Here is a 22,870-nt window from a genome sequence, read left to right on the forward strand (position 1 = left end):
ATCAGCCGGCCGGGCGCTGGGAGACGAAATAGGCCTTCAGCGCGTCGATCTTCTCAGCCGTCCAGCCGGGCGGCTGGGAAACCGCCACCCAGGCATCGATATAGTGTTCCGGGGCATAGACGTGGCCATGCCCCATCGGCGCGGTGGTGCCGAGCCCGATGTCCACGGTCAGCTGCAGCAGCGTCACGATCGGGAACCAGCGGAAACGCGGCGAGACGTCGGGGCCGCGCTCGCCCTTCATCCAGGCGGGCTGGCGGAATGCCGAGTAGGGGTCGAAGAAGACGATCGGATCGCTGGCATATTGCAGATAGACGATCCGGATCGGCCCCCACGGCGCGCCGTCGAGGCCAAGGGCGTTGTGCTGGTTGGTGAAACGGATGATCGAGCCGTCGCGGAAGCGCGGCAGCCAGGCTGGCGAACCGGCGACGCGGCTGGCGGTGGCGGTGTTCCAGGTGCGGCTCGGGAAGGGCGGTCCCGCCCAGAGCGCGCCCTGATAGGGATCGCCGACGACGTCATAGAGATCGCTCGACAGGTCCGAATTCATCGCGCCGAGGCTGAGGCCATAGAGATAGAGTTTCGGGCGCTTGTCCTTCGGCAGTTGTTTCCAGTAGCCGTAGATCTGCGCGAACAGCGCGCGCGAGGCCTCGGAACCGTAACCGGGCTCGACCAGCAGCGACAGCCAGCTCGGCAGGTAGGAATATTGTATGGCGACGCTCGCTATGTCGCCGTGGTGCAGATATTCGACTGGGTCGATACCGGCGGGATCGACCCAGCCGGTTCCGGTCGGCGTGATGATGATGAGCGCCGAGCGCTCGAAGCCGCCGACACGCACCAGTTCGTCGAGCGCCAGCTTGGCCCGCTCCTCGACAGTCCTGGCTGAGTTCAAGCCGGCATAGACGCGGATCGGCTCCTTTGCGTCCTGATGAGTCTGGTTGGCGATTTCGCTCCCGGTCGGCGCCGAGGCGATGTAGTCGCGCCCCATCTTGCCAAGGCCCTGCCAGCCGATCAGCGAGGTGGGACCGCCGGTCTTTTGCGGGTTGGCCGGTGGCTTCACATCCGCGTCGACGATCTGGTCGACCTCACGATAGGACGAATCCATCACCCGCAGCGCGAAGCGCAGCAGCACCCCGTCGACCACCGACCAGAACAGAAGCGCGGTGACGGCGAGGCCGACGACGCCGGCGACGCGCCTCGGCACATAGGGGCGCAGGCGGCTTGCGATGCCGCGGAAGATGCGGGCCAGCAGCCGGGCGATCAAGATGACGATGGCGAAGGTGACGAGCGCGATCGCCGCGACCTGGATCGGTCCGATCTTGTCGGCCGGTTGCATGCCCATCAGGACGCGGATGGAATCCTGCCAGCCGGACGCCTGGACCAGGAAGATGACGGCCGCCGCGATGCAGGCCAGGATGATCGCCCAATAGGGAACAGCCAGCCGGCGGATGTCGGCAACGGGCAATCCCATATAGGTCCAGAGCGCGCGCAAGGCGACGCCGACGCCGTAGCCGGCGGAGAAGCTCAAGCCCGACAGCACCCCTTGCGTGATGCCGTCACGCGGGATGAGGCTCGGCGAAAGCGACGCGCAGAAAAACAGCGTCGCCAGGGCCAGTCCGGTCAGCGAGAAGGCGTCGATTGTCCTTGCTGCCCACCGGAACACCATAAGCGAGGCTCAGCCTTTCAGGATCTCGGCCACGCGCGGCGCGAAATAGGTGAGGATACCGTCGCAGCCGGCGCGCTTGAGGGCAAGCAGCGATTCCAGCATCGCCTTTTCGCCGTCGATCCAGCCATTGGCGCTTGCTGCCTTGATCATCGAATATTCGCCCGACACCTGGTAGGCGAAGGTCGGCACGCGGAATTCGTCCTTCAGACGGCGGATGATGTCGAGATAGGGCAGGCCGGGCTTCACCATCAGCATGTCCGCGCCTTCGGCGAGGTCCTGCTCGGCTTCGCGCACCGCCTCGTCCGAATTGGCGTGGTCGATGTAATAGGTCTTCTTGTCGCCCTTCAGCAGGCCTTGCGTGCCGATCGCCTCGCGATACGGGCCGTAGAAGGCAGAAGCGAATTTGGTCGCGTAGGACATGATCGCCACGTCCTGGAAGCCGTTGGCGTCGAGCGCGTCGCGGATGGCGCCGATGCGGCCGTCCATCATGTCGGACGGCGCGACGATGTCGGAGCCGGCGGCCGCCTGAAGCACGGCGGCGGCCGCGACCTGTTCGACCGTCTCGTCATTGACGATGATGCCGTCGCGCAGGATGCCGTCATGGCCGTGGCTGGTGAAGGGGTCGAGCGCGGCATCGGTGATGATGCCGATTTCCGGAACGGCTGCCTTGATGGCGCGGGTTGCGGCGTTGATCAGGTTGTCGGGGTCCAGAATGTGCGAGCCGGTCACGTCCTTGCGACGCGCGTCGATGTTCGGGAAGGTCGCCAGCGCCGGAATGCCCAGTTTGGCGGCGCGCTCCGCCTCGCGAACCGCCTGGTCGATGCTGAGGCGGAAAACGTCCGGCATCGCGTCGATCGGCTCGCGCACATTGGACCCGCCGGTCAGGAAGATCGGCCAGATCAGATCGTCGACGGTCAGCCGGTTCTCCTGCACGAGACGGCGCGACCAGTCGGCCTTGCGCATGCGGCGCAGGCGGCGCGAGCCGGTGATCTCGTCGACGCTGCGGGTGCCGGCCGGTTTTGCCGGGACGAACTTGTTCATGGCGATAACTCCGATTGGCCGTTTTCTATCATGCCCGTGCCAAAGCGACCAATGCGGCATGGTTGTACCAGAGGCGGAAGCGGCCGGCGCGGATGGTCGCACCCGGTGCGCCCACACTATGGATGGAGAGGCTAAGGCTGGCCGTTGCCCGACAGGATTTGGGCAGCACCACGCATGGCTAAACGGAAGGCATCGTCGAAGGAAATGCCGCGCGCGCCCCAGCGCCACACCTTGCCCTTGGTGGCAAGCCGCCACTCGGCCACCCAGCCAAGGTCCTTGTCGCTCCAGGTGAGCGATCCGGCCAGGGCTTGGTCGCCATCGGCGGTGATCGCGATCGTGTCGAGATCCTTGATCCCGGCACCCTGCAATGCATTGAAGTCGAACTTGTCCCTGGCCAGCAAGGCGCGCGGCGGTATCGCGATCGACAACGACGGCAGTTGCGCGGCGGCGAGCAGCGATTCCTGCATGTACCGGCCGCTGGCCTCGTCGGAAGCCAGGACATAACTTCCCTTGGCGTTCTTTACACCCAGCAGCACGACCAGTTTCGGCCTCTTGTCCAGCCACGGTCTGCTGCCCAGCGACTTCAGCACCGCGTCGACGGTCTCTGGCTTGTACAGGCATGTCAGATCATGCGGCCGGTCATGCGTGCCTTGCTCGTCGCGCACGGGACGGCCCTCCAGCCGGTCGCGATAGCGGAATTCGGAAACGAAGCTGCCGGCCTTGTCGCGCAGCGCCGGCATTTCGCGGCGGCTGAGCAGGCGCTGATCGCCGGAAACACGCAGCAACACGTCGTCGAGACATTTGCGGAAACCCAGTTCGCGGTTGGTCTCGCCGGTTCCGGTGACGATGGCCTTGGCCTGATAGAGGTCGGAACGCGGATCGGCGAGGGCAAGACTGCCAAGGCCCGCACCCATAAGCATGAGCACCGCAAACATCAGTCGACGGCCGATGGTCATCGCTCACCCCACCAAGCGCCACACCGTGTTGCGTGGCCGGGCGGGACAGTAGCATTGGCTTTTCCAACGGCCAATCGGCGTGAGCCGTGCGGCATTGACGCGCCCAAGGGCGGCGCTTAGCACTTCTGTGGCGGGCTCGAAGGGATTCTCTTGGCTATGGACTTTGGCGGCGGCGACGAAATCCGCTTCGAAAGAATGGGCCGGGCAGGCGTCGTGACGCTGACCCGCCCGCAGGCGCTCAACGCGCTCACCCATGGCATGGTCAAGGCGCTGATGCGCGCGCTTGAGGCCTGGGAGGCGGATGCCGCCGTCGAGCTGGTGCTGGTCAAGGCCGAGGGCAGGGCGTTTTGCGCCGGCGGCGACATTCTGGCTGTCTATGAAGGCGGCAAGGCCGGCAGGCCGCCGGTCGAATTCTTCGCCGACGAATACCGGCTGAATGCCTATATCGCCCGTTACCGCAAACCCTATGTATCGCTCATCGACGGCATCGTCATGGGCGGCGGCGTCGGCATTTCCTTCCACGGTTCGCACCGGGTTTTGACTGAAAACGCGCTTTTCGCCATGCCGGAAGTCGGTATCGGCTTCTTCCCGGATGTCGGCGGCAGCCATCTCCTGCCCGATCTCGGCGGCAGCTTCGGCATGTATCTGGCGTTGACCGGCGAGCGCATCCGCTATGGCGACGCATTGTGGTCGGGGCTGGCCACCCACACCATCAAGGCGGCCGACCAGGCCGGCTTCGTGCAGCAACTGACCGAGACCGGTGAACCGGACGCGGTGCTGCGCAGCTATTTCATCCAGGCCGCGCGCGAAACCGAGCGCCCGTTGCTCGGGGCCATCGCATATCATTTCTCGAAGGACACTTTGGCCGGTGTCGTCGCCAGCCTCGAGGCCGGGGCCGGCAAGGACGAGTTCGCGGCCAAGACGCTGGCGACGCTCGCCCAGCGCTCGCCCACCAGCCTCAACGTGGCGTTTCGCCAGATCAGCGCCGGCCTCACCTTGTCGATGGACGATTGCATGCGCATGGAGTTCCGCATTCTGGTGCGCATGCTCGAAGGCCACGACTTCTATGAAGGCATTCGCGCGGCGATCGTCGACAAGGATCGTCAGCCGAAATGGCGTCCTGCGGGACTGGGTTCGATCGGGCCCGCCGACGTCGATGGCTATTTCGCGCCGCTTGGCGAGCGGGAACTTGCGCTGTGAACGACGCCGCGCAGAGCCGTGTCGTGCTTGAACCGTCGCTGACGGAACTCATCTTCGAGTGGTTCCAGCGCATCGTCGCTGTCTATTGCCTGATGTTCGGCGTTCTCTACTGGATCCGGCTGATCGGCTTCTACCCCGGTCCGCTGTGGCGCTTCGACCTGATGCCGGTGCATTGGCAACTGGCGGCGGCGACGCTGGCCGTCTTCTTTCCTTTCGCCGCCGCCGGCCTCTGGATGCTGGCGTCATGGGGGCCGGTGATCTGGTTTATCTGCGCGCTGACCGAGACAATTATGTATGCGGGCTATCCGCAGCTGTTCGGCGAACGCTGGCTGATCGTGGCGGCTCATGCGGCGGTCGCGGTGATCTACACTGTCCTTAGAGTATTGGTGCACCTGCAGCAGCGCCGCCAAAGGCAGTGATTCCGGGCCTTTCGGTCATTCGCTAAATCTTTAGGTTAATTTTCTCCCCTCGGCAGGGTTTTTATTAACCCTCTATCGAAACCTCTTACCGGTAAGCTCTTGTTAGCCCTGGCGTTTAAGTCGAATTTTATGGGTATTCGATAGTGTCGCGATCAAGGTGACAAAAACAAAAAAGTCACCAGGCGACAAACGAGAGGCAAAGACAATGATCAATTCGCGTCCCATGGCGAAGACCGCCAACGTTATCGATGAACGTCGTGACTCCATCCGCACGCTCTACATGGAATCCCTCCAGCTGGTCGAGCGTCTGCACCGCCGTTTGCTTGACGTGATCAAGGATGAATTCGACCGCAACGGCCGTTCCGACATCAATGCCATTCAGGCACTGCTGCTCTTCAATATCGGCAATGCTGAACTGACCGCCGGTGAACTGCGCTCGCGCGGTTATTATCTCGGCTCGAACGTGTCCTATAACCTGAAGAAGCTGGTCGATCTCGGTTTCATCAACCACCAGCGCTCGCGCATCGACCGCCGTTCGGTCCGCGTCAGCCTGACCGACAAGGGCAATGCAGTGGCGGAAGTGGTGGCCGGTCTCTATGAGCGCCACATCGGCTCGATCGAACAGGTCGGCGGCATCAACCAGGACGAGTTCAAGCAGATGAACCGCGCCCTGCAGCGCCTGGACCGCTTCTGGAACGACACCATCGCCTACCGCATGTAAGCGGCCGATATCAACTGTTGCCCGCCGGCCAAGCCGGCGGGCAATGGTTTTGCGCGGCCCTGCCGCTGCATCGAAATACCACGCCAGAGAGCGGGGAGGAGGAGATCGAGATCTCCGGACTGGGCCGGTGCTGAAAAGGCACTGGCCCTTTCTTTCATGCGGTGCCGGCATCTATGGCGGGGCCGATGCCCAATTGCCGCCATATTCCGATGAAAGCGAGGAGGCGAACGGTGTCGCCGGCAGCAGGCTGGCGGGAACCTCACTCGCAGTCGGGCGTTCTCCCGCAAGGAAATGCGAGGTATGGTTGGCTAAATGTTAAGAATGGCAACCATAAAGTGCGGACCCAATCGCTAGGGTCAAGTGGCCGATCGTCGAACTGTTGAACAAGTCTGGAACGCTTATGAACACCAGTCGCCGCCTGTTTCTCACCGGAGCTTCCGCGCTCGCCGTGGCATTTGCCGCCGGCGCCGCCAGCGCCCAGGACGCCGTTGACGGAATCCTGAAGGCCTCGGGGCAGGGCGGCTGGGACGACACGTTCGACGCCCGCGCCACGGAAACCGGCAAGGTCGCATCGACATTGCCGATCTTCAGCCCGCAGACGGTGACCTATACCGAGCAAGCCATTGCCCAGTATCGCGACATCGTCGCCCAGGGCGGCTGGCCGCAGGTGCCGGCCACCAAGAAGCTGCAACTCGGCGTTTCCGATGCCGATGTCGCCGTGCTGCGCAAGCGGCTGATGGTCTCCGGCGATCTGTCGGCGAGCGCCGGCCTGTCGGAATCCTTCGATTCCTACGTCGATTCGGCCCTGAAGCGCTTCCAGACCCGTCATGGCCTTCCGGCCGACGGCGTCACCGGCAAATACACCTTCGCCGCCATGAATGTCTCCGCGCAGGTGCGCCTCGGCCAGCTCGAAACCAATCTGGTGCGGCTGCGCTCGATGGGCGGCTTCCTCGGCAACCGCTATGTGATGGTCAACATCCCGGCCGCGCAGATCGAGGCGGTCGAGGGCGATCGCGTCGTGCTGCGCCACACCGCCATTGTCGGCAAGATCGATCGCCAGACCCCGATCGTGAATTCCAAGATCAACGAGATCATCGTCAATCCGTACTGGAACGCGCCGGTCTCGATCGTCCGCAAGGACATCATTCCGCTGATGCGGAAAAACCCGAACTATCTGAAGGACAGCCACATCCGCCTGCTCGCGCCCGATGGCTCGGAGGTCGATCCGACCACCGTCGACTGGTCGACCGAGGAAGCCGCTAAGTACCGCTTCCGCCAGGATCCGGGCACCGGCAATGCGATGGCCTCGGTCAAGATCAATTTCCCGAGCCCGGACGGCGTCTACATGCACGACACGCCGCAGCAGAGCCTGTTCGGCAAGCTGATGCGTTTCGATTCGTCGGGCTGCGTGCGCGTGCAGAACGTGCGCGACCTCGTCACCTGGATCCTGCGCGATACGGCCGGCTGGAGCCGCCAGCATTTCGAGGAGACGATCAAGTCCGGCAACAACACGCCGGTCGCGGTCACCAATCCGGTGCCGGTCTATTTCACCTATATTTCGGCCTGGTCGACAGGCACTGGCGTGGTGCAGTTCCGCGACGACGTCTATCGTCGCGACGGCGTCGACGAGTTGCAGATCACCTCGTCGCTCTAAGCAGCGCGCCGATCAAATTCAGTCACGGCCACCGCGGCAGCGCCGGTGGCCGTTTCATTTTTCCAGGCAGACGTCGCGCACGCATCCGCGCAGCCAGCGATGCGCCGAGTCAGCGTCCAGGCGAGGGTGCCACAGAAGCGAGATCGTGAATTCCGGCACCGGCACCGGCAGGGGAAACCGGAACATGCCGTCGCGCAGGTGCCCCGTATAACGTTCGGGGACACTGGCGATCAGGTCGGTCGCCCGTGCAAAGGCCAGCGCTTCCGAAAAACCGCCGACGATGGTGACGATTTCGCGCTTCAATCCAAAGGGCTCCAGCGCATCGTCGATGGGCGCCTTGTCGGAACCGCGCCGCGAGACGAGGATATGGCGACCGGCTGCATAGCGCTCGGGCGTGACCCGGCCCTCGCACAAGGGATGGCCGGTGCGCACGACGCCGACAAAGCGGTCGTGAAACAGCGCCTGCGCGCGGATTTCGGGACCTGTCGTGTCGCCGATGACACCGGTTTCCAGATCGACGCTGCCTTCGCGCAGCGGCGCACTGTCCTTGTCGGGCTTCGGCACGAAACGCAGGCGCACGCCGGGTGCCTGCTCACTGACGCGGGCGATGAGGCGTGGCCCGAAATTTTCGACGAACCCGTCGGAATTGCGCATCGTGAAGGTGCGTACCAGCCGTGTCAGGTCGAGCGCCTCGGCCGGACGCAGGGCGGCTTCCGCGTCCTCGACGATCTGGCCGACGCGTTCGCGCAATTCCAGCGCGCGCGGTGTCGGGACGAGGCCGCGACCGGCACGCACCAGCAACGGATCGCCCGTCGTCTCGCGCAGCCGGGCCAGCGCGCGGCTCATCGCGGAGGGGCTTAGCCGCAGCCGCCGCGCGGCGCGCGCCACGCTGCCTTCGGCAAGCAGCACGTCCAGGGTGACGAGGAGATTGAGGTCGGGGCGCGTCATCGATCGAGCATAACGCAGTCGAGGCGATTTGATGAGGCGTTTCATGCACGAATGAAATGCAAATGATGCGCCTTCCGCCATGTTTGGCCAGGAGCTACCTGTCTGTCGACCATTTTCGAGGTCGGTCAACGTTGGAGCTCACCATGCAATCGAACACGAACGGCGCCGCGGAGCGAAGCGGGGCAAAGCCGCGGGTCAGCGGCTGGGTGCTGGCCAGCCTGGCGCTCTCCATGCTCTTGTCGTCGCTCGGCATCAGCATCGCCAATGTCGCCTTGCCTGCGCTGGCCCAGGCCTTCGATGCGCCATTCCAGCACGTGCAGTGGGTCGTTCTGGCCTATCTGCTCGCCGTCACCATCATGATCGTCAGCGCGGGGCGGCTTGGCGACATCTTTGGGCACAAACGTGTCCTGCTTTTCGGTATTGCCTTGTTCATGCTGGCTTCTGCCGCCTGCGGCCTCGTCTCGTCGCTCTGGATGCTGGTGGCGGCCCGAGCCTTGCAGGGGCTGGGAGCGTCCGTCCTGATGGCGCTGACCATTGCATCGGTGCGGGACATCGTCGCCGACGGCAAGACCGGCAGCGCGATGGGGCTGCTCGGCACCATGTCGGCGATCGGCACGGCGCTCGGTCCCTCGCTCGGCGGTTTTTTGCTCGCGTCGGCCGGCTGGCGCGCGATCTTCCTTGTCATGGTGCCGCTGGGCGTTCTGAACCTCCTGCTCGCCTCCCGTTTCCTGCCTGCATCGAGGCCTGCGCAAAAGGCCGCCGGTTTCGACGGGCCCGGCACGCTGCTGCTCGGCGCAGCACTTGCCGCCTTCGCGCTCGCCGCGACCAGCGGGGGCGGGCGCTTCGGCTGGTCGAACGCGGTGCTGCTCGCCGGCGCCCTTGTGGCCGGGGGCCTGTTCCTGCTGGTCGAGGCGAGGGTGGCCTCGCCGCTGATCCGCCCGTCCGCCTTCCGCAACGCCGGGCTGAGCGGCAGCCTCGCCATGAACATGCTGGTGTCCACGGTGATGATGGCGACCTTCGTGGTCGGTCCGTTCTATCTCTCCCGTGCGCTCGGCCTGAACGCCGCTTCCGTCGGCTTGGTGCTGTCGGTCGGCCCGGTCATCGCGACATTGACCGGCATTCCGGCCGGCCGCGTCGTCGACCGGCTGGGGGCGTCGGCCGTCGTTCTCGTCGGGCTGACGCTGATGGCGGCCGGCGCGTTCGCACTGGCCACGATGCCGGCGGCCGCGGGCGTTGCCGGTTACATCGCCGGCATCGCGGTGCTCACCCCCGGCTATCAGCTGTTTCAGGCCGCCAACAACACGGCGGTGATGATGGATGTGGCGCCCGACCGTCGCGGTGTCGTTTCCGGCATGCTCAGCCTGTCGCGCAATCTCGGGCTGATCATCGGGGCCTCGGTCATCGGCGCGGTGTTCGCCCTGGCCTCGGGTGCGATCGACGGCGCCGCCGCGCCGCCCGAAGCCGTCGCCGCCGGCATGCGGACCTCCTTCGCGGTGGCCGGTGGTTTGATGCTCGCCGCGATTGCCATCGGCTATCTCAGCCGCCGGCGCCTCGACGTCGCCCTGGCTGAGGATCGCGGGTGACGATGCCGGCGCATCGCGCATTGAATCGGAACTCGGGCATAAGGCCTTAATTTCGAAAGGGATTCTCCTCTTACGCTCGCGATTGCCGTCCCTGTCGTGTCGCGGAGCGCGGGTGCATATTTGATCTTTTGTGTTTTCCGTTGTATAGAACCAATTAGTTCCAGAACTAAGTGGTTCCATATATGCAACACCAGGACCCGATGAGCCTCACCTTCGCCGCGCTGGCCGATCCGACGCGTCGGGCGATCCTCGACCGGCTGCGCCATGGCGAGGCGTCGGTGGCCGAACTGGCGGTGCCGTTCGACATGACGGTGCGCGCGGTGTCGAAACACATCGGCGTGCTGGAGGCGGCGGGGCTGGTGACGCGCGGTCGCGACGCGCAGCGGCGGCCGAGCCAAATCCGCGCTGAACCGCTTGCCGGCATCGATGCCTGGCTGGACGATTACCGGGCGCTGTGGAACAGCCGCTTCGATCGGCTGGATGCGCGCCTCACGCGTTTGCAAACAGGAGGCGACAATGACGCATAAGGACAAGACCACCGCGGCGGTCATGCTCGATCTGACGATCACCCGTCGGTTTCAGGCTCCGCCGTCTTTGGTTTTCGCGCAATGGGTGACGGCGGAAGCGATCCGCGACTGGTTCGCGCCGGACACTTATGCAACGACGGACTGCACCGTCGATGCCCGCCCCGGCGGGGCCTGGCGTCTGCGTTATCGCTCCGACAAGGGCCACGAATTCGTCGAAAACGGCGTCTTCCGCGAGATCGCGCCGCCGGAGCGCCTGGTGCTCACCCTGACCCAGGCCCACAGCGCCTTTGCCGGTCCCGAGACCGTCATCACCGTTACTTTCCGCGCGGTGGATAGCGGCACCGAGATGACTTTCCACCAGAGCGGCTTCCGCGAACAGGCGCATCGCGACGGCAACGCCGAAGGCTGGCAGGAATGCTTCGACAAGCTGGCGCGTTTGCTCGCCGCGTAGTTCCTCGACCGACGCTCTACGCGGGGAACGGAACTCACGCCGTTGCGAGATCGAATCACGATTTCGAGATAAGCGATTGTCCAGGAAGAGAAAAAAGCCGTCCGGCGGGTGAAAGTCACCGCGCCGGGGCGGCTTTTTCTTGACGCGGCTTGCCGCTTCGGCCCCTATGTCCGGGGAGGTCGAGCCCGTCACCCCTGGAGAAACGCTTGGCCGTCGCGACACTGATCCTCCTGCTTCTCGTCCTGGTCGCCGCCTCCGGCGTTCTGGTGCGCATCCTGCCCTTGCCGCTGCCGATCATCCAGATCGGGCTCGGCATTTTGCTCGCCTGGCCGATCGACGGGCTGAGGGTCGAGCTGGAACCGGAACTGTTCCTTCTGGTGTTCGTGCCGCCGCTTCTGTTTATCGACGGCCTGCTGCTGCCGAAGCGCGAATTCGCCGAATTGGCGCCGCGCATCTTTGGCCTGGCTTTCGGGCTCGTCTTCTTCACCGTCGTTGTCTTCGGCTACGCGCTGCATTGGCTGCTGCCGCAGGTGCCGCTGCCCGTCGCCTTCGCGCTGGCCGCCGTGCTGTCGCCGACCGATGCCGTCGCAGTGTCCTCGATTGTCGGGCGCGATCTGGTTCCCGCCCATATCCGCCACATCCTGGAAGGCGAATCGCTGCTCAACGATGCGTCGGGCCTTGTCGTGCTGCGCTTCGCTGTGGCCGCCGCGCTCACCGGCCAGTTCTCGATCGGCGAGACGGCGATGACCTTTGTCCTGGTCGCGCTCGGCGGCGCGCTGGCCGGTTTCGCCATGTTGTGGGCAACGGCCAAGGCGCTGCGCATCGTCGCCAGGCTCGGCGACATCAGGCCCGAGGTGGAAGTGGTGATCCTCATCCTGCTGCCTTTCGCTGCCTATCTCCTTGCCGAACAGTTTCACTTCTCCGGCATCCTGGCGGCGGTGACGGCGGGTCTCTATGTCGGCCGCTCCGGCCTGTTCGGCTCGCTGTCGATCCCGGCGCGCATGCAGAACATGGCGCTCATCGAAGTCCTGTCCTTCACCTTCAACGGCGTCATCTTCCTGCTGCTCGGCCTGCAACTGCCGACGATCATCCGCAACGTCCCGCCGGACCTGTCGCTCTATGGCACGATCTGGGAACCGGTGCTGGCGGTGATCACGCTGACGCTGATCCTGCTTGCCATCCGTTTCGCCTGGATCGTCTTCGGTTCGGCGGTCCGCGGCGCGGTCGATCGCTGGCGCGGGCGGGCGTCGCTACGGCTCACCACGCGGCTCAAGGTGGTGATGACGCTGGCCGGCGTGCGCGGCGCCATCACGCTTGCCGGCATCTTGTCGCTGCCGCTCGTCATCTCGGAGAACGGCCCGCCCTTTCCGGCGCGCGACCTCGTCGTCTTCATCGCCGCCGGCGTCATCATCTGTTCGCTGGTGCTGGCCAGCATCACGCTGCCGGTGGTGGCGCGCGGCATCCCGCTCGACGACGAGGACATGAACGCCAATGAGGAGCGGTTGGCGAGACAAGTCGCGGCCGAGGCGGCGATCGCGCGCATCGAAGAGATGGTCGACGAGGCGCATGCCGACCCGGCGCTGCACGAGGCGCGGCTGGCGGTTTCGCAGCGGCTGATCCCCAATTACCGGCAGCGGCTCGGCGCCGGCGACGCGGACGATCCGGCGGCCGTGGACATGCAGCCGGTGCTGCAATCGATGCGCGACGCAGCGCTTGATGCCGAGCGCGCCGCGCTTGTCGATCTGTTGAGAGCCCGCAAGATCAACGACACCACCATGCGCGCGGTGATGGGCGAGGTGATGCTCGGCCTGGCACTCAGCGCCAGGAAGCAGGCAAACAGCCCGGCCAGGGCGAAAAAGCCGGCGGCGAAGAAGGCGGGCGCCAAGCGATAGCGCCCGCCCTTGGCTCAGCGGCCGTCTTCGGAGGCGGCGGCGAAGAAGTCTTCCGGCCCCTCGACCTCGATCAGCTTGCGGTTCTCGATCTGCCAGAATCGATTGCCGACGCCGCGCACGAAACTGCGGTCGTGCGAGACCAGCAGGCAGCTCGCCTCCTGCACCATCAGTTCGTTCTCCAACGCTTCCTGGCCGTCGATGTCGAGATGGTTGGTCGGCTCGTCGAGCAGGTAGAAGTTGGGATTGGTGAGCCTGAGCACCAGCATCGCCAGCCGCGCCTTCTGCCCGCCCGACAGCCGGCCGATCGGTCGCTCCTGCATGTCGATGCCGATGCCGGCGCCGGCCAGCAGCGCCCTGAGACGCGGGTCGCCGAACTCGAAACGACGCCCGACGGCGGCCATGGGCGTATCGCTGTCGGCAAGGTCGGACAGCGCCTGGTCGACATGGCCGAGCGCCAGCGACGGCGTGGCGCGGATGCCGGCTTGAGCGCTGCCCACGCCGGCAATCGCGTCGCGCACCAGGCCGACCAGTCGCGATTTGCCGGAGCCGTTGCGGCCGAGCAATACGATGCGGTCGCCCTGGCAGATCCAGCGCTTGCCGGTCTTGAACAGCAGCGCGCCGTCCGGTGTGCGCACCTCGGCGTCGTCCAGCGTCACCAGCTGCTTGGCGTGGGTGCCGCGATTGGCGAGCCGGATGGCGCCGGCCGAACGCTCCTGATGGGCGGGGCGGGCGGCATCCTCCAGCCGTTCCGCACGGTCCTTCAACTGCTTGGTCTTGATGACCAGGAGATCACTGCCGGAGTTGATGCCGATATTGTTGAGCTTGGCCGCCTGCCGGCGCAATTGCTGGGCAACCTTCATGTCGCGCTGGAACTGCCGTTCCTGCGAGGCGTCGATCTCGTCCAGCGCGACGCGGGCCCGCGAATAGGGCAGGGCGAAGACCTGGCTCGCCTCGGCGCGCAGGAATAGCGTGCGGTTGGTGACGGCGTCGAGGAAGGCGCGGTCGTGGCTGGCGACGATCAGCGGGATGCTCTGCGGCAGGTCGCGCAGCCAGTCTTCCAGCCAGCKGATGCGGGCGAGGTCGAGATGGTTGGTCGGCTCGTCGAGCAGAAGCGCGTCGGGATCGTTGACCCAGACGCGCGCCAAAAGCGCGAGCCGCTGCCAGCCGCCGCTCAGCGCGCCGAGCGGGCGCTCGCGCAAGTCCTGCGGCACCTCGAAGGTCTCCAGCACCACGTCGGCGCGCCAGCTTTCGCTCTCCGCCTGTTCGGCCGGCAGTGCCTGTCGCACCACTTCGTGAAAGGGAAGGGCGAGCAGGCCGGGTGCGATGTCCTGCTCGACATGGCCGATGGTGAGCCCGCGGGCGCGGGTGATATCGCCTTCGCCGGGTTCCAGCGCGCCTGCGATGACGCGCAGCAGCGTCGACTTGCCCCTGCCGTTGGCGGCGACGATGCCGACGCGGTCGCCGGCCTCCACCGAGAGGTCGAGATTGGAAAACAGGCGCGCGCCAAGCGTGACGCCGAGTGCCTTCAGATTGATCAATGCCATGGTCGTTCTCTGGTCTGTCGCGAGCCGCGCCGGCGGCCGGGCATGTCTTATGCCTGGCGTTTCATGCCGGAACTGCGTTGGCTCGGTGTTTTGACGAAACGCGAACGCGGCTTGGCCGGCGTCGCGCTACCCCTTGGGGCAGACCAGAAAGAGATGCTGCGAGGCGATCGTCCTGCGGTCAGCCCTGCAAACGCATCTGCAGGGCCGGATTCGGGCCGCACTGACGATGGTGATTAAACCTGGGATGATTAAATCCGGTCACGCAGCCCTCCTTTCTTTCTCGACGGTTGCGCGAAATAGATAGACGTCGTCGCGTCTCCACGCAAGCGGCGGCGGTCAGGCCAGCGCGTAACGTGCAAGCACGACACCTTGCGGCAACAGTTCCTGGCCGAGCGGCCGCAGCGTCATCGCCTTGCCGCCGGCGAAAAACGGCTTGCCTTCGCCCAGCACCACCGGCTGCAGATAAAGATGGTATTCGTCGATCAGGCCATGGCTGGCCATGCTGGCGGCGAATTCGGCGCCGCCGACGAGGATAAGACCATCGGTCTCGGCCTTCAGGCGCTTCAGGGTTCCGGCGGCGTCGACGCTGACCAGCCGCGCGTTGAGGCCGACCTCGCGCAGCGTCGTCGAGCAGACGACTTTCGGCGTGTCGCGCCAGGCCTGCGCGAACTCCCACGCTTCCGGCGGCCAGGCGTTGTCGTCCGTGTCCCAGTAGTGCATCAGCTCATAGAGCCTGCGGCCATAGACGGCGACGGCGGTCGCTTCCATCAGCCGGTTGAAGTGCCGGTGCAGCGGCGCTTCCGGCACCGGCAACACCAGCTCGCCCGACGGCGCGGCGATATAGCCGTCGAGCGACATCGAACTGGCAAAGATCGTCGTGGCCATGATTTCCTCCTCAATCCGATTGCATTTTGCAATCGGATCGCAAGGATGGCAAGTGGAATCCCGTGCCGCTGGCGCCGGCTAATTTCGCGAGGCCGCGCGTTTGCGAAAAACGACGCGATCCGGCCAGAGGATTTCGCAGCGCAAACGTGGCGGGGCGCATACAACTGTGTTAATGGCGCCGTGACTTCCTGACAGCAAGGATCCCAGCGCATGGCAACAGCAGCGGCCGTTTCGAACTCCCTCGAATCCTTCTTTGGAACTCCGCTCGCGGAGGTCGATCCGGAGATCTTCGGCTCGATCCGCAACGAGCTCGGTCGCCAGCGCCACGAGATCGAGCTGATCGCCTCGGAAAACATCGTCTCGCGCGCCGTTCTGGAGGCGCAGGGCTCGATCATGACCAACAAATATGCCGAGGGTTATCCGGGCAAGCGCTACTATGGCGGCTGCCAGTTCGTCGACGTCGCCGAAGAGCTCGCCATCGAGCGCGCCAAGAAGCTGTTTTCCTGCAACTTCGCCAACGTCCAGCCGAATTCCGGTTCCCAGATGAACCAGGCCGTGTTCCTGGCGCTGCTGCAGCCGGGCGACACCTTCATGGGCCTCGACCTCAATTCCGGCGGCCATCTCACCCACGGCTCGCCGGTCAATATGTCCGGCAAGTGGTTCAAGGTCGTCTCCTACGGTGTGCGCAAGGACGACCATCTGCTCGACATGGACGAGATCGAAAAGCTCGCCCAGCAGCACAAGCCGAAGCTCATCCTGGCCGGCGGCACCGCCTATTCGCGCGTCTGGGACTGGAAGCGCTTCCGCGAGATCGCCGATTCGATCGGCGCCTATCTGATGGTCGACATGGCCCACATCGCCGGCCTCGTCGCCGGCGGCCAGCACCCGTCGCCGCTGCCGCATGCCCATGTCGTCACCACCACCACGCACAAGTCGCTGCGTGGCCCGCGTGGCGGCATGATCCTGACCAATGACGAGGACATCGCCAAGAAGGTCAATTCGGCGGTGTTCCCCGGCCTGCAGGGCGGCCCGCTGATGCACGTCATCGCCGCCAAGGCGGTGGCCTTCGGCGAGGCGCTGAAGCCTGACTTCAAGCTCTATGCCCAGAATGTCGTCGCCAACGCCAAGGCGCTGGCCGAAAGCCTGAAGGAAACCGGCCTCGACATCGTCTCGAACGGCACCGACAACCATTTGATGCTGGTCGATCTGCGTCCCAAGAACGCCACCGGCAAGCGCGCCGAGGCAGCGCTCGGCCGCGCCAACATCACCTGCAACAAGAACGGCATCCCGTTCGACCCAGAGAAGCCGTTCGTCACTTCGGGCGTACGCCTCGGCACGCCGGCCGGCACGACACGCGGCTTCGGCCAGGCCGAATTCCGCGAGATTGGCAAGCTGATCGCCGAAGTGCTGGACGGATTGAAGGTGGCCAATTCCGACGAGGGCAATGCCGCTGTCGAGGCCGCGGTGAAGGCCAAGGTGGTGTCGCTCACCGACCGCTTCCCGCTCTATCCCTATCTCGGCTAAGCCGTTGTTTTAAAGAAGGTACCCCGCCGATGGATATCCTGTGGAAGGGTGTTGTCGGCGGGCTGGTGACGGCGCTGATCGTCTGGGCCTCGAAGCGCGGCAATGTGTTGCCGGGCATCCTGCCGCTGGCGCCGACCTTCGCCGTCATCGCGCTGCTCGCCGTCGGTGCCAAGGGCGGCGCCGACGGGTTTCGCGAGGCCTGTCTGGCCGGCGCCAAGACCATCCCTGCCTATCTCGCCTTTCTCGGCGCCTGCTATTTCCTGATCGATCCGCTCGACTACCGGCTGGCGGTGCTCGGCGGCCTCGTCGTCTGGCTTGTCGCCGCGCTCGCGATCTTCCTTGCGCCCCGCTATTTCTGAGCCGGAACAGGTGACGGCTGGATTGAATCGCTCTGTTTCGGCGCTGGTTCCAAACCGCGGCCGACATCGTCGGCGCGGTGCAAGATGTGGATTGGATGCGTGGAGGAAGACGCAGGTCGAAAGAAAGAACGGTGTCCCATCAATCCCTTGCCAAAAACTGCGCAAGAAACCGCGCGCGGATTTATCCACGCCCTCGCGGCACACGCCACAATCGGCCCATCGCCCTCACGGGTGTAGCGTGTAGCGCGGTTTTAGAAAGTTTGTCGCGCGGTTTTAGAGCAAAACGCGTGGCAAGAATAGCCTTTAAGTGGCCCTCAAAGACCCTTCACGGCTCAGTTGAGAGGGCCTAGCGCGCCCTCTTTAATCATCTGCATTGCCGCCGCTCCAACCATGCTGAGTTCGTTGAAGCACGAGAGGAAAGATGGTCAATATTGATTGCATCGTCGCTCATGGCGCTCCCCTACACACGCCCAACCATGCGCCCGCTATTGGCTGGCACGATAGCCGGATTGTCTGAAGTCGCCGCTACGACTTTGCCCGGCCCTTCCACCCTGACTGTCACACCCACGTTGCCATCGAGGCGAGCGGCAGGCGGACGATATGCAGGCTGCAAAGAGGCGAACTTGCTGGCTGTCACAGGCGAGAACGAAGACTGCTTTTCGCCGTTGGACTGACGCACCGCTGGCGGGCGGACAACAGGCGGCTTCAACGCGTCCTCAAGCGCCCGTTCGCGATCTTCCGGCATACCGCTGCGACCGATCTTGTTCGGGTCGCCAGCGGGTGTCCCGTTCGGCAGCACGTCGCCGGGCCGCGCGGCTCCACCGCCAAACGGATTGAGGTTGATAGACGGCAGCTTGAACGATGACAGCCACGCGGCGAAGTCGATGATTGCGCCCTTCACATCGGCTATCACGTTCTTCACCGCATTGAAGGCGGCCACGACATCCTTGGGCATGATGTTCTCCCAAGGTATCGGCTGACCGCTGGCGAGCGCGCCGGTAATCTGCCGAACCGCCTCAAGCACCGAGTTGATGGCTGAAGCGAGATCGCCAAGGCCACCCACGATGACCCCAACGCCCTTGCCGAACAACTGGCCAGCGCCTTCGAAGCCCTTGCCGAAGATCGCGCCCCAGTCGATGCCGATGCCGCCGAACAGGTTCTTTCCGATCTGCACCAGGTCGCCGCCGATCTCGCCCAGAGTGCCGACGCCGCGGCGCAGTTGCGTGATCAGCCCGCCCCAGCTTTCGCCTATGCCCGAGAACTGAGACCGCAGCCCATCAAGGAAGGCGCTCCCGGCGAACTGCGCGCCCTGCCAAGCACGTTCGAACCCTTGCCGTACCATCGGCCCATAGCGGCCGATCATGTCGCGGCCTGCATCGACAATGCGCCGCCCGCGATCCGCGACATCGGAAGCGAAAGCGCGGAACCCTTGCTTGGCCTGATCCCACAGCCGCAACAGGCGCGGGCCGAACTGGCCCCAGTTCTTCCAGATGAACGCCGCCCCGCCAGCAAGGGCGGCGACCAACAGCCCGATCGGAGAGAGGATAACGCCGATCAGCGCGCCGATCACGGCGAGCCCGGCCCCGACAATGGGCAAGACGAAGCCAAGTGCGCCAAGCGCAGCCGTCAACCCTAGCCCAGCGCCTGCAAAGGTCAGGAACTTGCTGGCCATGCCACCGGACGATTTGTCCATGTCTCGAAGCCAGTTCAAAGCCGCCATCGACCATTCGTTGATCGTCGGCAGCCACTGCGCGAAGGCCATGCCGACAAAGCGAACCGCCTGCACGCCAACCTCTTGGAACTGCGTAAGCTCCCGGTTGATGCCTGCCATCTGGGTCTTGAAGTCTTCGTCGGTGATCGCGCCGGTCGCGGCTGCGACCTTGGCCTTGATATCCTTGTACTCCTCGATGTTGGCAAGGAACGGCACGAGGAAGTCGAGCACCTGTTTGTCCTGGAACAACTCACCGATCTTCCCGGCAGCGCCGATGGCTTCCAGTTGTTCGCGCACGTAGCCCAGCGCGTCCGCCCCTTCCAGCCCGCCCTGTTTGGCCTTCTTCATGAAGGTGGCGATCTGGTTTTCGTTGACCCCGGTGAGCTTGCCGATCTTCTGCACAACCGCCTCGATCGGGTTCAGGCCCTTGGCGGCGGCATCCATCATCACGGCTTCGATATCGACGCCGTGTTTCGCAAAGTTCTTCTTCGTCAACGGGGCTAGCGCCTTGTCGAGGAAGTTCGATAGATTGTTCGCGGCCGAGCTGGGGTCCGCCGTACCCTTGCGGGCTATCTGCAAGGCGGATGCGAGGAAGTTTACCGCCTCGCGCCCTTTCACGCCGAACTTGGCAACGCCGCTGGTGAGGTTCGGGAACGTCGCGGCCATATCCTTCAGTTCGAACGATCCGAGCTTGCCAGCCACGACCAGCGCGCCAAGACTGTCGCGCATCTGGTCGGCTGGCAGCTTCAGATTGTTCAGCATAGCAGTGCCGACCGATGCCATATCGGAGAACTGGGCATTCGCCGCCGTGGTGGCGCGGCCAATGTCTACGATGGTCAGGTCGATCAGCTTCTGGTTCACACCTGCCGCGATCATCTGCCCCACGCCATCGGCAACGGTATCCGAGAACTGTCCGATCTGGAGCGCCAGCCCTTCGAACCGGCCTTGCGCCTGTTTGGTGAAGGCGAACGCCGCATTGCCCGTCAATTCGGCGGTGCCTGCGATATCGAGCAACTTTTGCTGGAAAGCCGCCGCTTCCTTGATCGGCCCCATGAAGGAGATGCCAGCCACCGCAGCACCCAAAATGCTGATCTTGCGGGCAAAGCCGACCAGATTGTTCAGGTTGTTTCTGAGCGATTTCAGCGGCCCGGACAAATGATCCCGCAGCCGCACCATCACATCCAATGCCATCGACCTGTTGGACATGTTCACTCCCTTCCCAAAAGGTACGACCCGGTAGCTGCTTCACACCCTGTTGGAGATCATCCAGTCTCTCAGCTACCGGGTCGCATGACGATGGCTGCGGCAGTGGCGACGGCTCCGCAGCCATCGCCTACCGTCAGCCGACGAGGTGCGGCGTGACGATCAGTTCGGCGGAACCCGCCCATTCGTTGGTTGCGCCCGCCTCCAACACGGCTTTGAGCAAGCGGCGTCCATCGCCTTCAAGCGCGGGAGGCACAACAAGGTGCGTACCCGACACGCCAAGCGGCTTGCCGTTGTCCTTCTTCAGTTCGGCCATGGCCTTGCGCGCGGCTTCGTAGTTCACCTTTGTGAGGYCGGCCTTGGAGGCATAGGCCAACTGCCAAAGGCCGAAGCCAGAGTTCGAGCGCCCGCGAACGCCGTAGATATACTGGTCGCGCCAGAAGACGTTTTCATCGGTCTTGTCGGTCAGCGCCGCGAACTCGAACGCCGTTCGTTCCTGCCAGATCAGCGGTTTGATCGGCTGCGAGCAGTCGAGCAGATACCACGCCGGGCCGGCTCCAGCCTGCATGTTCGATACGCTGGCCACGTTGTCGGCACCAACCGGATGGTCGGTGTCGAAGAAGTTCTGACCGTCATAGCAAACCGTACCAAAGCCTTGCGCCAGAAGGCTGAAGATGAGCGTGTCGGGATGGCGGGCCGTGTCGGCTCCCATCTTTTCGAACAGCGGGCCGAAGATACCATACTGGTCATCCTCGATCTGGGTGCGCCTCACACCAAGCGTCTGTTCGAACAAGCGGTTCTCCACGGTGTACTTGGAGGCCATCAACCCATGCACGTGCCGGTCACCGATCCATTCGCGGATGCCGGGTAGATCGGCTAGCCAGGCGTAATTGTTGGCAGCGGTCGTGGACGGCACTTTCATGGCCACGGTGGCATAGTGGCTGACGGCTTCTTTCAGCCCCTTGTTGAAGGCTGTGTTGAACCCGTCAAAGAGCCCTTTCAGGCTGGCTGGATCGACGCGCATCAGTTCTTTCCTTTCGAGCCGTACTTGGCCACGTCATCGGCACTCAGGCCGAGATTTCGGCTAATCTCGTTGTCGTCATCGCTGTTGCGGCTAATGTCATCGAACGGCGAGCGCCCGGCCAACGTGCTTTCGAACAGCGACTTCATGGGCCGCGCCATGCGAGCAACGAAGCCGTCGAATGCCGGCTTGTTCGCGGTGCACAGTTGCACGGCCCAATCGCGCATGAACGGCAAGATCGTGCCGTTCTCGATTTCCTTTTCGACCGCGTTTTTCGCGGCGGCTTCCGAGATGCCGGAGTTGACCCGGTTGAGTTCCGCCACCGTCGCGGCGAACGTCTCGAACGGCACGAACTTCGTCGGGTCGGCGGCGTTGTTGTCGGTGAGCAGCTTCTTCACCGCCTCAAGGATTGCCGCGCCGTCGGCAGTGCCTTGCAATCCAAGGGCTGTACGCAATTCCGCAAGCAGTGTGTCGGTCTCCATCGTCGCTTCCTTCTTCGCGGCGTTCAGAGCCGCCATCGTCAAGTTGGGGTCGTTGGTCACAGCCGCCCGGGCGACTGACCGCACCTCGCCGTCTGGCGTGCGCATGATCACGGGAGAGAGGAACCGGTATTCCCGGTTGCGGACCGCCAGCAGACCTTTCGGTGTCCACTCAACAAGGCCCCAGACCTCGCCACTGCGGTTTTCCATGCGCATCACCCAGCCAGCAGCGGGCGACGGCTTGCCCTCGGGCGCGGCGAGATCGGTGGAATGGTTGTAGTCAACCGGCAGCATGCCGCCCGTGTTGGCGGCGAGCTTGATGGAAGTGGCGATGACAGCGTCAGCATTGACGACGCGGAACGGGCCGCGACCATCCTTGCCGTGTGAGGTTCCGGCAGGCAGCAATTGCACCCATTGCGGATTGCCATCACCAGCCAACGCGGAAAGACGCTGCAGGGTTGTGGCTGCGAGCGTCATTTCTGCTTAAGCCTCCGCAACATCTTGTMGACGCTGGTTTCAGCTATTCCGAGCCGTCGCGCGATCTTCGAGAGGGAGAGCCTTTGACGCCTGTAGTGAAGCGCTCGCAATTCGCGATAGAGCGGCACTCGAATGTACATTTTCGGGAACTCGCGGCTCAGTGTCTCCGCCGCTTCCTGGCCGATCTTCTCACCCATTMTGGCGGTGGCCTTCTCGCCGGAAGGAACGAACAGCCTTATGCCGCCAAAATGCTCAGCAAGGCGTACAGCACTCTCTTCGCCGATCAGTGCCAGAAGCTGCGTGCCGCTGGTCCCGTAATTGTCGTCAGTTTCTTCGTCGAATGAGTAGTCGCGTCGCACGGTGTCGCCTTGTGCCATCGAGCTATGACGATGGCAGTGCAACGCACAAAGCAGCATGCCCGCGTCAGCGGGCATGCTGCTCTTGAGGGCGCTTCGAAGGAGAGGGGAAGAACCAAGCGCAACCACAATCTAGCAGGTTGGCGCTGCAATCTCATGCCCGTCCAAGAGGGAGGCATGAACGCCGGGGAGGCCGGAATTGCCATCCCAAGTCCCGAAGGACCGCTTCCTGCTCGGCGCGAAGCGTAAGCTAGCGCAA

Annotated in this window: 20 protein-coding genes; 10 read left to right on the plus strand and 10 right to left on the minus strand. The window is 64.2% G+C overall.

The window, feature by feature from the left end; all coding sequences use genetic code 11:
• Nucleotide 1 precedes the first annotated feature (1 nt).
• The 3 genes from AB4136_RS09075 to AB4136_RS09085 all read right to left on the minus strand — a co-directional run bounded on the left by AB4136_RS09075 (nt 2) and on the right by AB4136_RS09085 (nt 3,657).
• On the minus strand, nt 2-1,660 hold the full coding sequence (locus tag AB4136_RS09075) for an alpha/beta hydrolase (protein WP_024926278.1): 1,659 nt from the start codon (nt 1,658-1,660) through the stop codon (nt 2-4).
• Nucleotides 1,661-1,669: 9 nt separating this feature from the next.
• Complete coding sequence (gene hemB / locus AB4136_RS09080) at nt 1,670-2,701, minus strand: porphobilinogen synthase (protein WP_024926279.1); 1,032 nt, start codon at nt 2,699-2,701, stop codon at nt 1,670-1,672.
• Nucleotides 2,702-2,832: 131 nt separating this feature from the next.
• The gene (locus AB4136_RS09085) at nt 2,833-3,657 is read right to left on the minus strand and encodes a DUF2066 domain-containing protein (protein WP_137900568.1); all 825 of its coding nucleotides are present in this window, start codon (nt 3,655-3,657) and stop codon (nt 2,833-2,835) included.
• A 156-nt stretch (nt 3,658-3,813) separates the two neighbouring features.
• Between AB4136_RS09085 and AB4136_RS09090 the strand changes: the two genes are divergently transcribed.
• The 4 genes from AB4136_RS09090 (at nt 3,814) to AB4136_RS09105 (ending at nt 7,651) form a co-directional block, all read left to right on the plus strand.
• Nucleotides 3,814-4,857, plus strand: a complete 1,044-nt coding sequence (locus AB4136_RS09090; RefSeq protein WP_137900614.1) for an enoyl-CoA hydratase/isomerase family protein — start codon at nt 3,814-3,816, stop codon at nt 4,855-4,857.
• On the plus strand, nt 4,854-5,276 hold the full coding sequence (locus AB4136_RS09095; RefSeq protein ID WP_024926282.1) for a DUF6163 family protein: 423 nt from the start codon (nt 4,854-4,856) through the stop codon (nt 5,274-5,276). Before AB4136_RS09090 ends, AB4136_RS09095 begins: the two co-directional genes overlap by 4 nt.
• 205 nt (nt 5,277-5,481) lie before the next feature.
• Entirely contained in the window at nt 5,482-5,997 is a 516-nt protein-coding gene (gene ldtR, locus AB4136_RS09100) for a transcriptional regulator LdtR (RefSeq protein WP_024926283.1), read from the plus strand.
• 400 nt (nt 5,998-6,397) lie between these two features.
• Nucleotides 6,398-7,651: a L,D-transpeptidase family protein gene (locus tag AB4136_RS09105; RefSeq protein ID WP_024926284.1), complete on the plus strand. Its 1,254-nt coding sequence runs from the start codon at nt 6,398-6,400 to the stop codon at nt 7,649-7,651.
• 54 nt (nt 7,652-7,705) lie between these two features.
• On the opposite strand, the gene AB4136_RS09110 is transcribed toward AB4136_RS09105, so the two are convergent.
• Complete coding sequence (locus AB4136_RS09110) at nt 7,706-8,599, minus strand: LysR family transcriptional regulator (protein WP_024926285.1); 894 nt, start codon at nt 8,597-8,599, stop codon at nt 7,706-7,708.
• A gap of 143 nt (nt 8,600-8,742) precedes the next feature.
• Between AB4136_RS09110 and AB4136_RS09115 the strand changes: the two genes are divergently transcribed.
• From AB4136_RS09115 to AB4136_RS09130, 4 genes are all read left to right on the plus strand, one after another.
• A complete protein-coding gene (locus tag AB4136_RS09115; protein ID WP_024926286.1) occupies nt 8,743-10,182 on the plus strand; it encodes an MFS transporter in 1,440 nt (479 codons plus the stop codon).
• A gap of 182 nt (nt 10,183-10,364) precedes the next feature.
• On the plus strand, nt 10,365-10,709 hold the full coding sequence (locus tag AB4136_RS09120; RefSeq protein WP_024926287.1) for an ArsR/SmtB family transcription factor: 345 nt from the start codon (nt 10,365-10,367) through the stop codon (nt 10,707-10,709).
• Complete coding sequence (locus tag AB4136_RS09125; RefSeq protein ID WP_171020932.1) at nt 10,699-11,160, plus strand: SRPBCC family protein; 462 nt, start codon at nt 10,699-10,701, stop codon at nt 11,158-11,160. Before AB4136_RS09120 ends, AB4136_RS09125 begins: the two co-directional genes overlap by 11 nt.
• Before the next feature lie 206 nt (nt 11,161-11,366).
• Nucleotides 11,367-13,052: a Na+/H+ antiporter gene (locus AB4136_RS09130; protein ID WP_024926289.1), complete on the plus strand. Its 1,686-nt coding sequence runs from the start codon at nt 11,367-11,369 to the stop codon at nt 13,050-13,052.
• A gap of 14 nt (nt 13,053-13,066) precedes the next feature.
• Here AB4136_RS09130 and AB4136_RS09135 read toward each other — a convergent pair whose 3' ends face one another.
• A complete protein-coding gene (locus AB4136_RS09135; RefSeq protein WP_441931093.1) occupies nt 13,067-14,596 on the minus strand; it encodes an ABC-F family ATP-binding cassette domain-containing protein in 1,530 nt (509 codons plus the stop codon).
• A 336-nt stretch (nt 14,597-14,932) separates the two neighbouring features.
• The gene (locus tag AB4136_RS09140; protein WP_137900572.1) at nt 14,933-15,481 is read right to left on the minus strand and encodes a dihydrofolate reductase family protein; all 549 of its coding nucleotides are present in this window, start codon (nt 15,479-15,481) and stop codon (nt 14,933-14,935) included.
• A 210-nt stretch (nt 15,482-15,691) separates the two neighbouring features.
• Here AB4136_RS09140 and glyA point away from each other — a divergent pair, with 210 nt between their 5' ends.
• Nucleotides 15,692-17,005 (plus strand): serine hydroxymethyltransferase, encoded by a 1,314-nt coding sequence (gene glyA, locus AB4136_RS09145; RefSeq protein WP_024926292.1) that lies wholly within the window; start codon nt 15,692-15,694, stop codon nt 17,003-17,005.
• A gap of 29 nt (nt 17,006-17,034) precedes the next feature.
• Nucleotides 17,035-17,364 (plus strand): GlpM family protein, encoded by a 330-nt coding sequence (locus AB4136_RS09150; RefSeq protein WP_024926293.1) that lies wholly within the window; start codon nt 17,035-17,037, stop codon nt 17,362-17,364.
• 460 nt (nt 17,365-17,824) lie between these two features.
• Here the strand turns inward: AB4136_RS09150 and AB4136_RS09155 are convergent, their stop codons facing one another.
• The 4 genes from AB4136_RS09155 to AB4136_RS09170 all read right to left on the minus strand — a co-directional run bounded on the left by AB4136_RS09155 (nt 17,825) and on the right by AB4136_RS09170 (nt 22,689).
• Entirely contained in the window at nt 17,825-20,281 is a 2,457-nt protein-coding gene (locus AB4136_RS09155) for a phage tail tape measure protein (protein WP_137901467.1), read from the minus strand.
• Between the two features lie 133 nt (nt 20,282-20,414).
• A complete protein-coding gene (locus AB4136_RS09160; RefSeq protein ID WP_441931097.1) occupies nt 20,415-21,302 on the minus strand; it encodes a Mu-like prophage major head subunit gpT family protein in 888 nt (295 codons plus the stop codon).
• Nucleotides 21,302-22,255 (minus strand): phage protease, encoded by a 954-nt coding sequence (locus AB4136_RS09165; protein WP_137901465.1) that lies wholly within the window; start codon nt 22,253-22,255, stop codon nt 21,302-21,304. Before AB4136_RS09165 ends, AB4136_RS09160 begins: the two co-directional genes overlap by 1 nt.
• Complete coding sequence (locus AB4136_RS09170; RefSeq protein WP_441931099.1) at nt 22,252-22,689, minus strand: hypothetical protein; 438 nt, start codon at nt 22,687-22,689, stop codon at nt 22,252-22,254. Before AB4136_RS09170 ends, AB4136_RS09165 begins: the two co-directional genes overlap by 4 nt.
• Between the last annotated feature and the right edge of the window lie 181 nt (nt 22,690-22,870).

The sequence above is a fragment of the Mesorhizobium sp. 2RAF21 genome, from assembly GCF_052115345.1.
GTDB classification, from domain to species: domain Bacteria; phylum Pseudomonadota; class Alphaproteobacteria; order Rhizobiales; family Rhizobiaceae; genus Mesorhizobium; species Mesorhizobium terrae.

What these genes read in the sequence shown, in the direction of transcription:
- AB4136_RS09075 (WP_024926278.1), bottom strand. Translation starts at nt 1,660, where the DNA reads ATGGTGTTCCGGTGGGCAGCAAGGACAATCGACGCCTTCTCGCTGACC.
- hemB (WP_024926279.1), bottom strand. Translation starts at nt 2,701, where the DNA reads ATGAACAAGTTCGTCCCGGCAAAACCGGCCGGCACCCGCAGCGTCGAC.
- AB4136_RS09085 (WP_137900568.1), bottom strand. Translation starts at nt 3,657, where the DNA reads ATGACCATCGGCCGTCGACTGATGTTTGCGGTGCTCATGCTTATGGGT.
- AB4136_RS09090 (WP_137900614.1), top strand. Translation starts at nt 3,814, where the DNA reads ATGGACTTTGGCGGCGGCGACGAAATCCGCTTCGAAAGAATGGGCCGG.
- ldtR (WP_024926283.1), top strand. Translation starts at nt 5,482, where the DNA reads ATGATCAATTCGCGTCCCATGGCGAAGACCGCCAACGTTATCGATGAA.
- AB4136_RS09105 (WP_024926284.1), top strand. Translation starts at nt 6,398, where the DNA reads ATGAACACCAGTCGCCGCCTGTTTCTCACCGGAGCTTCCGCGCTCGCC.
- AB4136_RS09110 (WP_024926285.1), bottom strand. Translation starts at nt 8,599, where the DNA reads ATGACGCGCCCCGACCTCAATCTCCTCGTCACCCTGGACGTGCTGCTT.
- AB4136_RS09115 (WP_024926286.1), top strand. Translation starts at nt 8,743, where the DNA reads ATGCAATCGAACACGAACGGCGCCGCGGAGCGAAGCGGGGCAAAGCCG.
- AB4136_RS09120 (WP_024926287.1), top strand. Translation starts at nt 10,365, where the DNA reads ATGCAACACCAGGACCCGATGAGCCTCACCTTCGCCGCGCTGGCCGAT.
- AB4136_RS09125 (WP_171020932.1), top strand. Translation starts at nt 10,699, where the DNA reads ATGACGCATAAGGACAAGACCACCGCGGCGGTCATGCTCGATCTGACG.
- AB4136_RS09140 (WP_137900572.1), bottom strand. Translation starts at nt 15,481, where the DNA reads ATGGCCACGACGATCTTTGCCAGTTCGATGTCGCTCGACGGCTATATC.
- glyA (WP_024926292.1), top strand. Translation starts at nt 15,692, where the DNA reads ATGGCAACAGCAGCGGCCGTTTCGAACTCCCTCGAATCCTTCTTTGGA.
- AB4136_RS09150 (WP_024926293.1), top strand. Translation starts at nt 17,035, where the DNA reads ATGGATATCCTGTGGAAGGGTGTTGTCGGCGGGCTGGTGACGGCGCTG.
- AB4136_RS09155 (WP_137901467.1), bottom strand. Translation starts at nt 20,281, where the DNA reads ATGTCCAACAGGTCGATGGCATTGGATGTGATGGTGCGGCTGCGGGAT.
- AB4136_RS09165 (WP_137901465.1), bottom strand. Translation starts at nt 22,255, where the DNA reads ATGACGCTCGCAGCCACAACCCTGCAGCGTCTTTCCGCGTTGGCTGGT.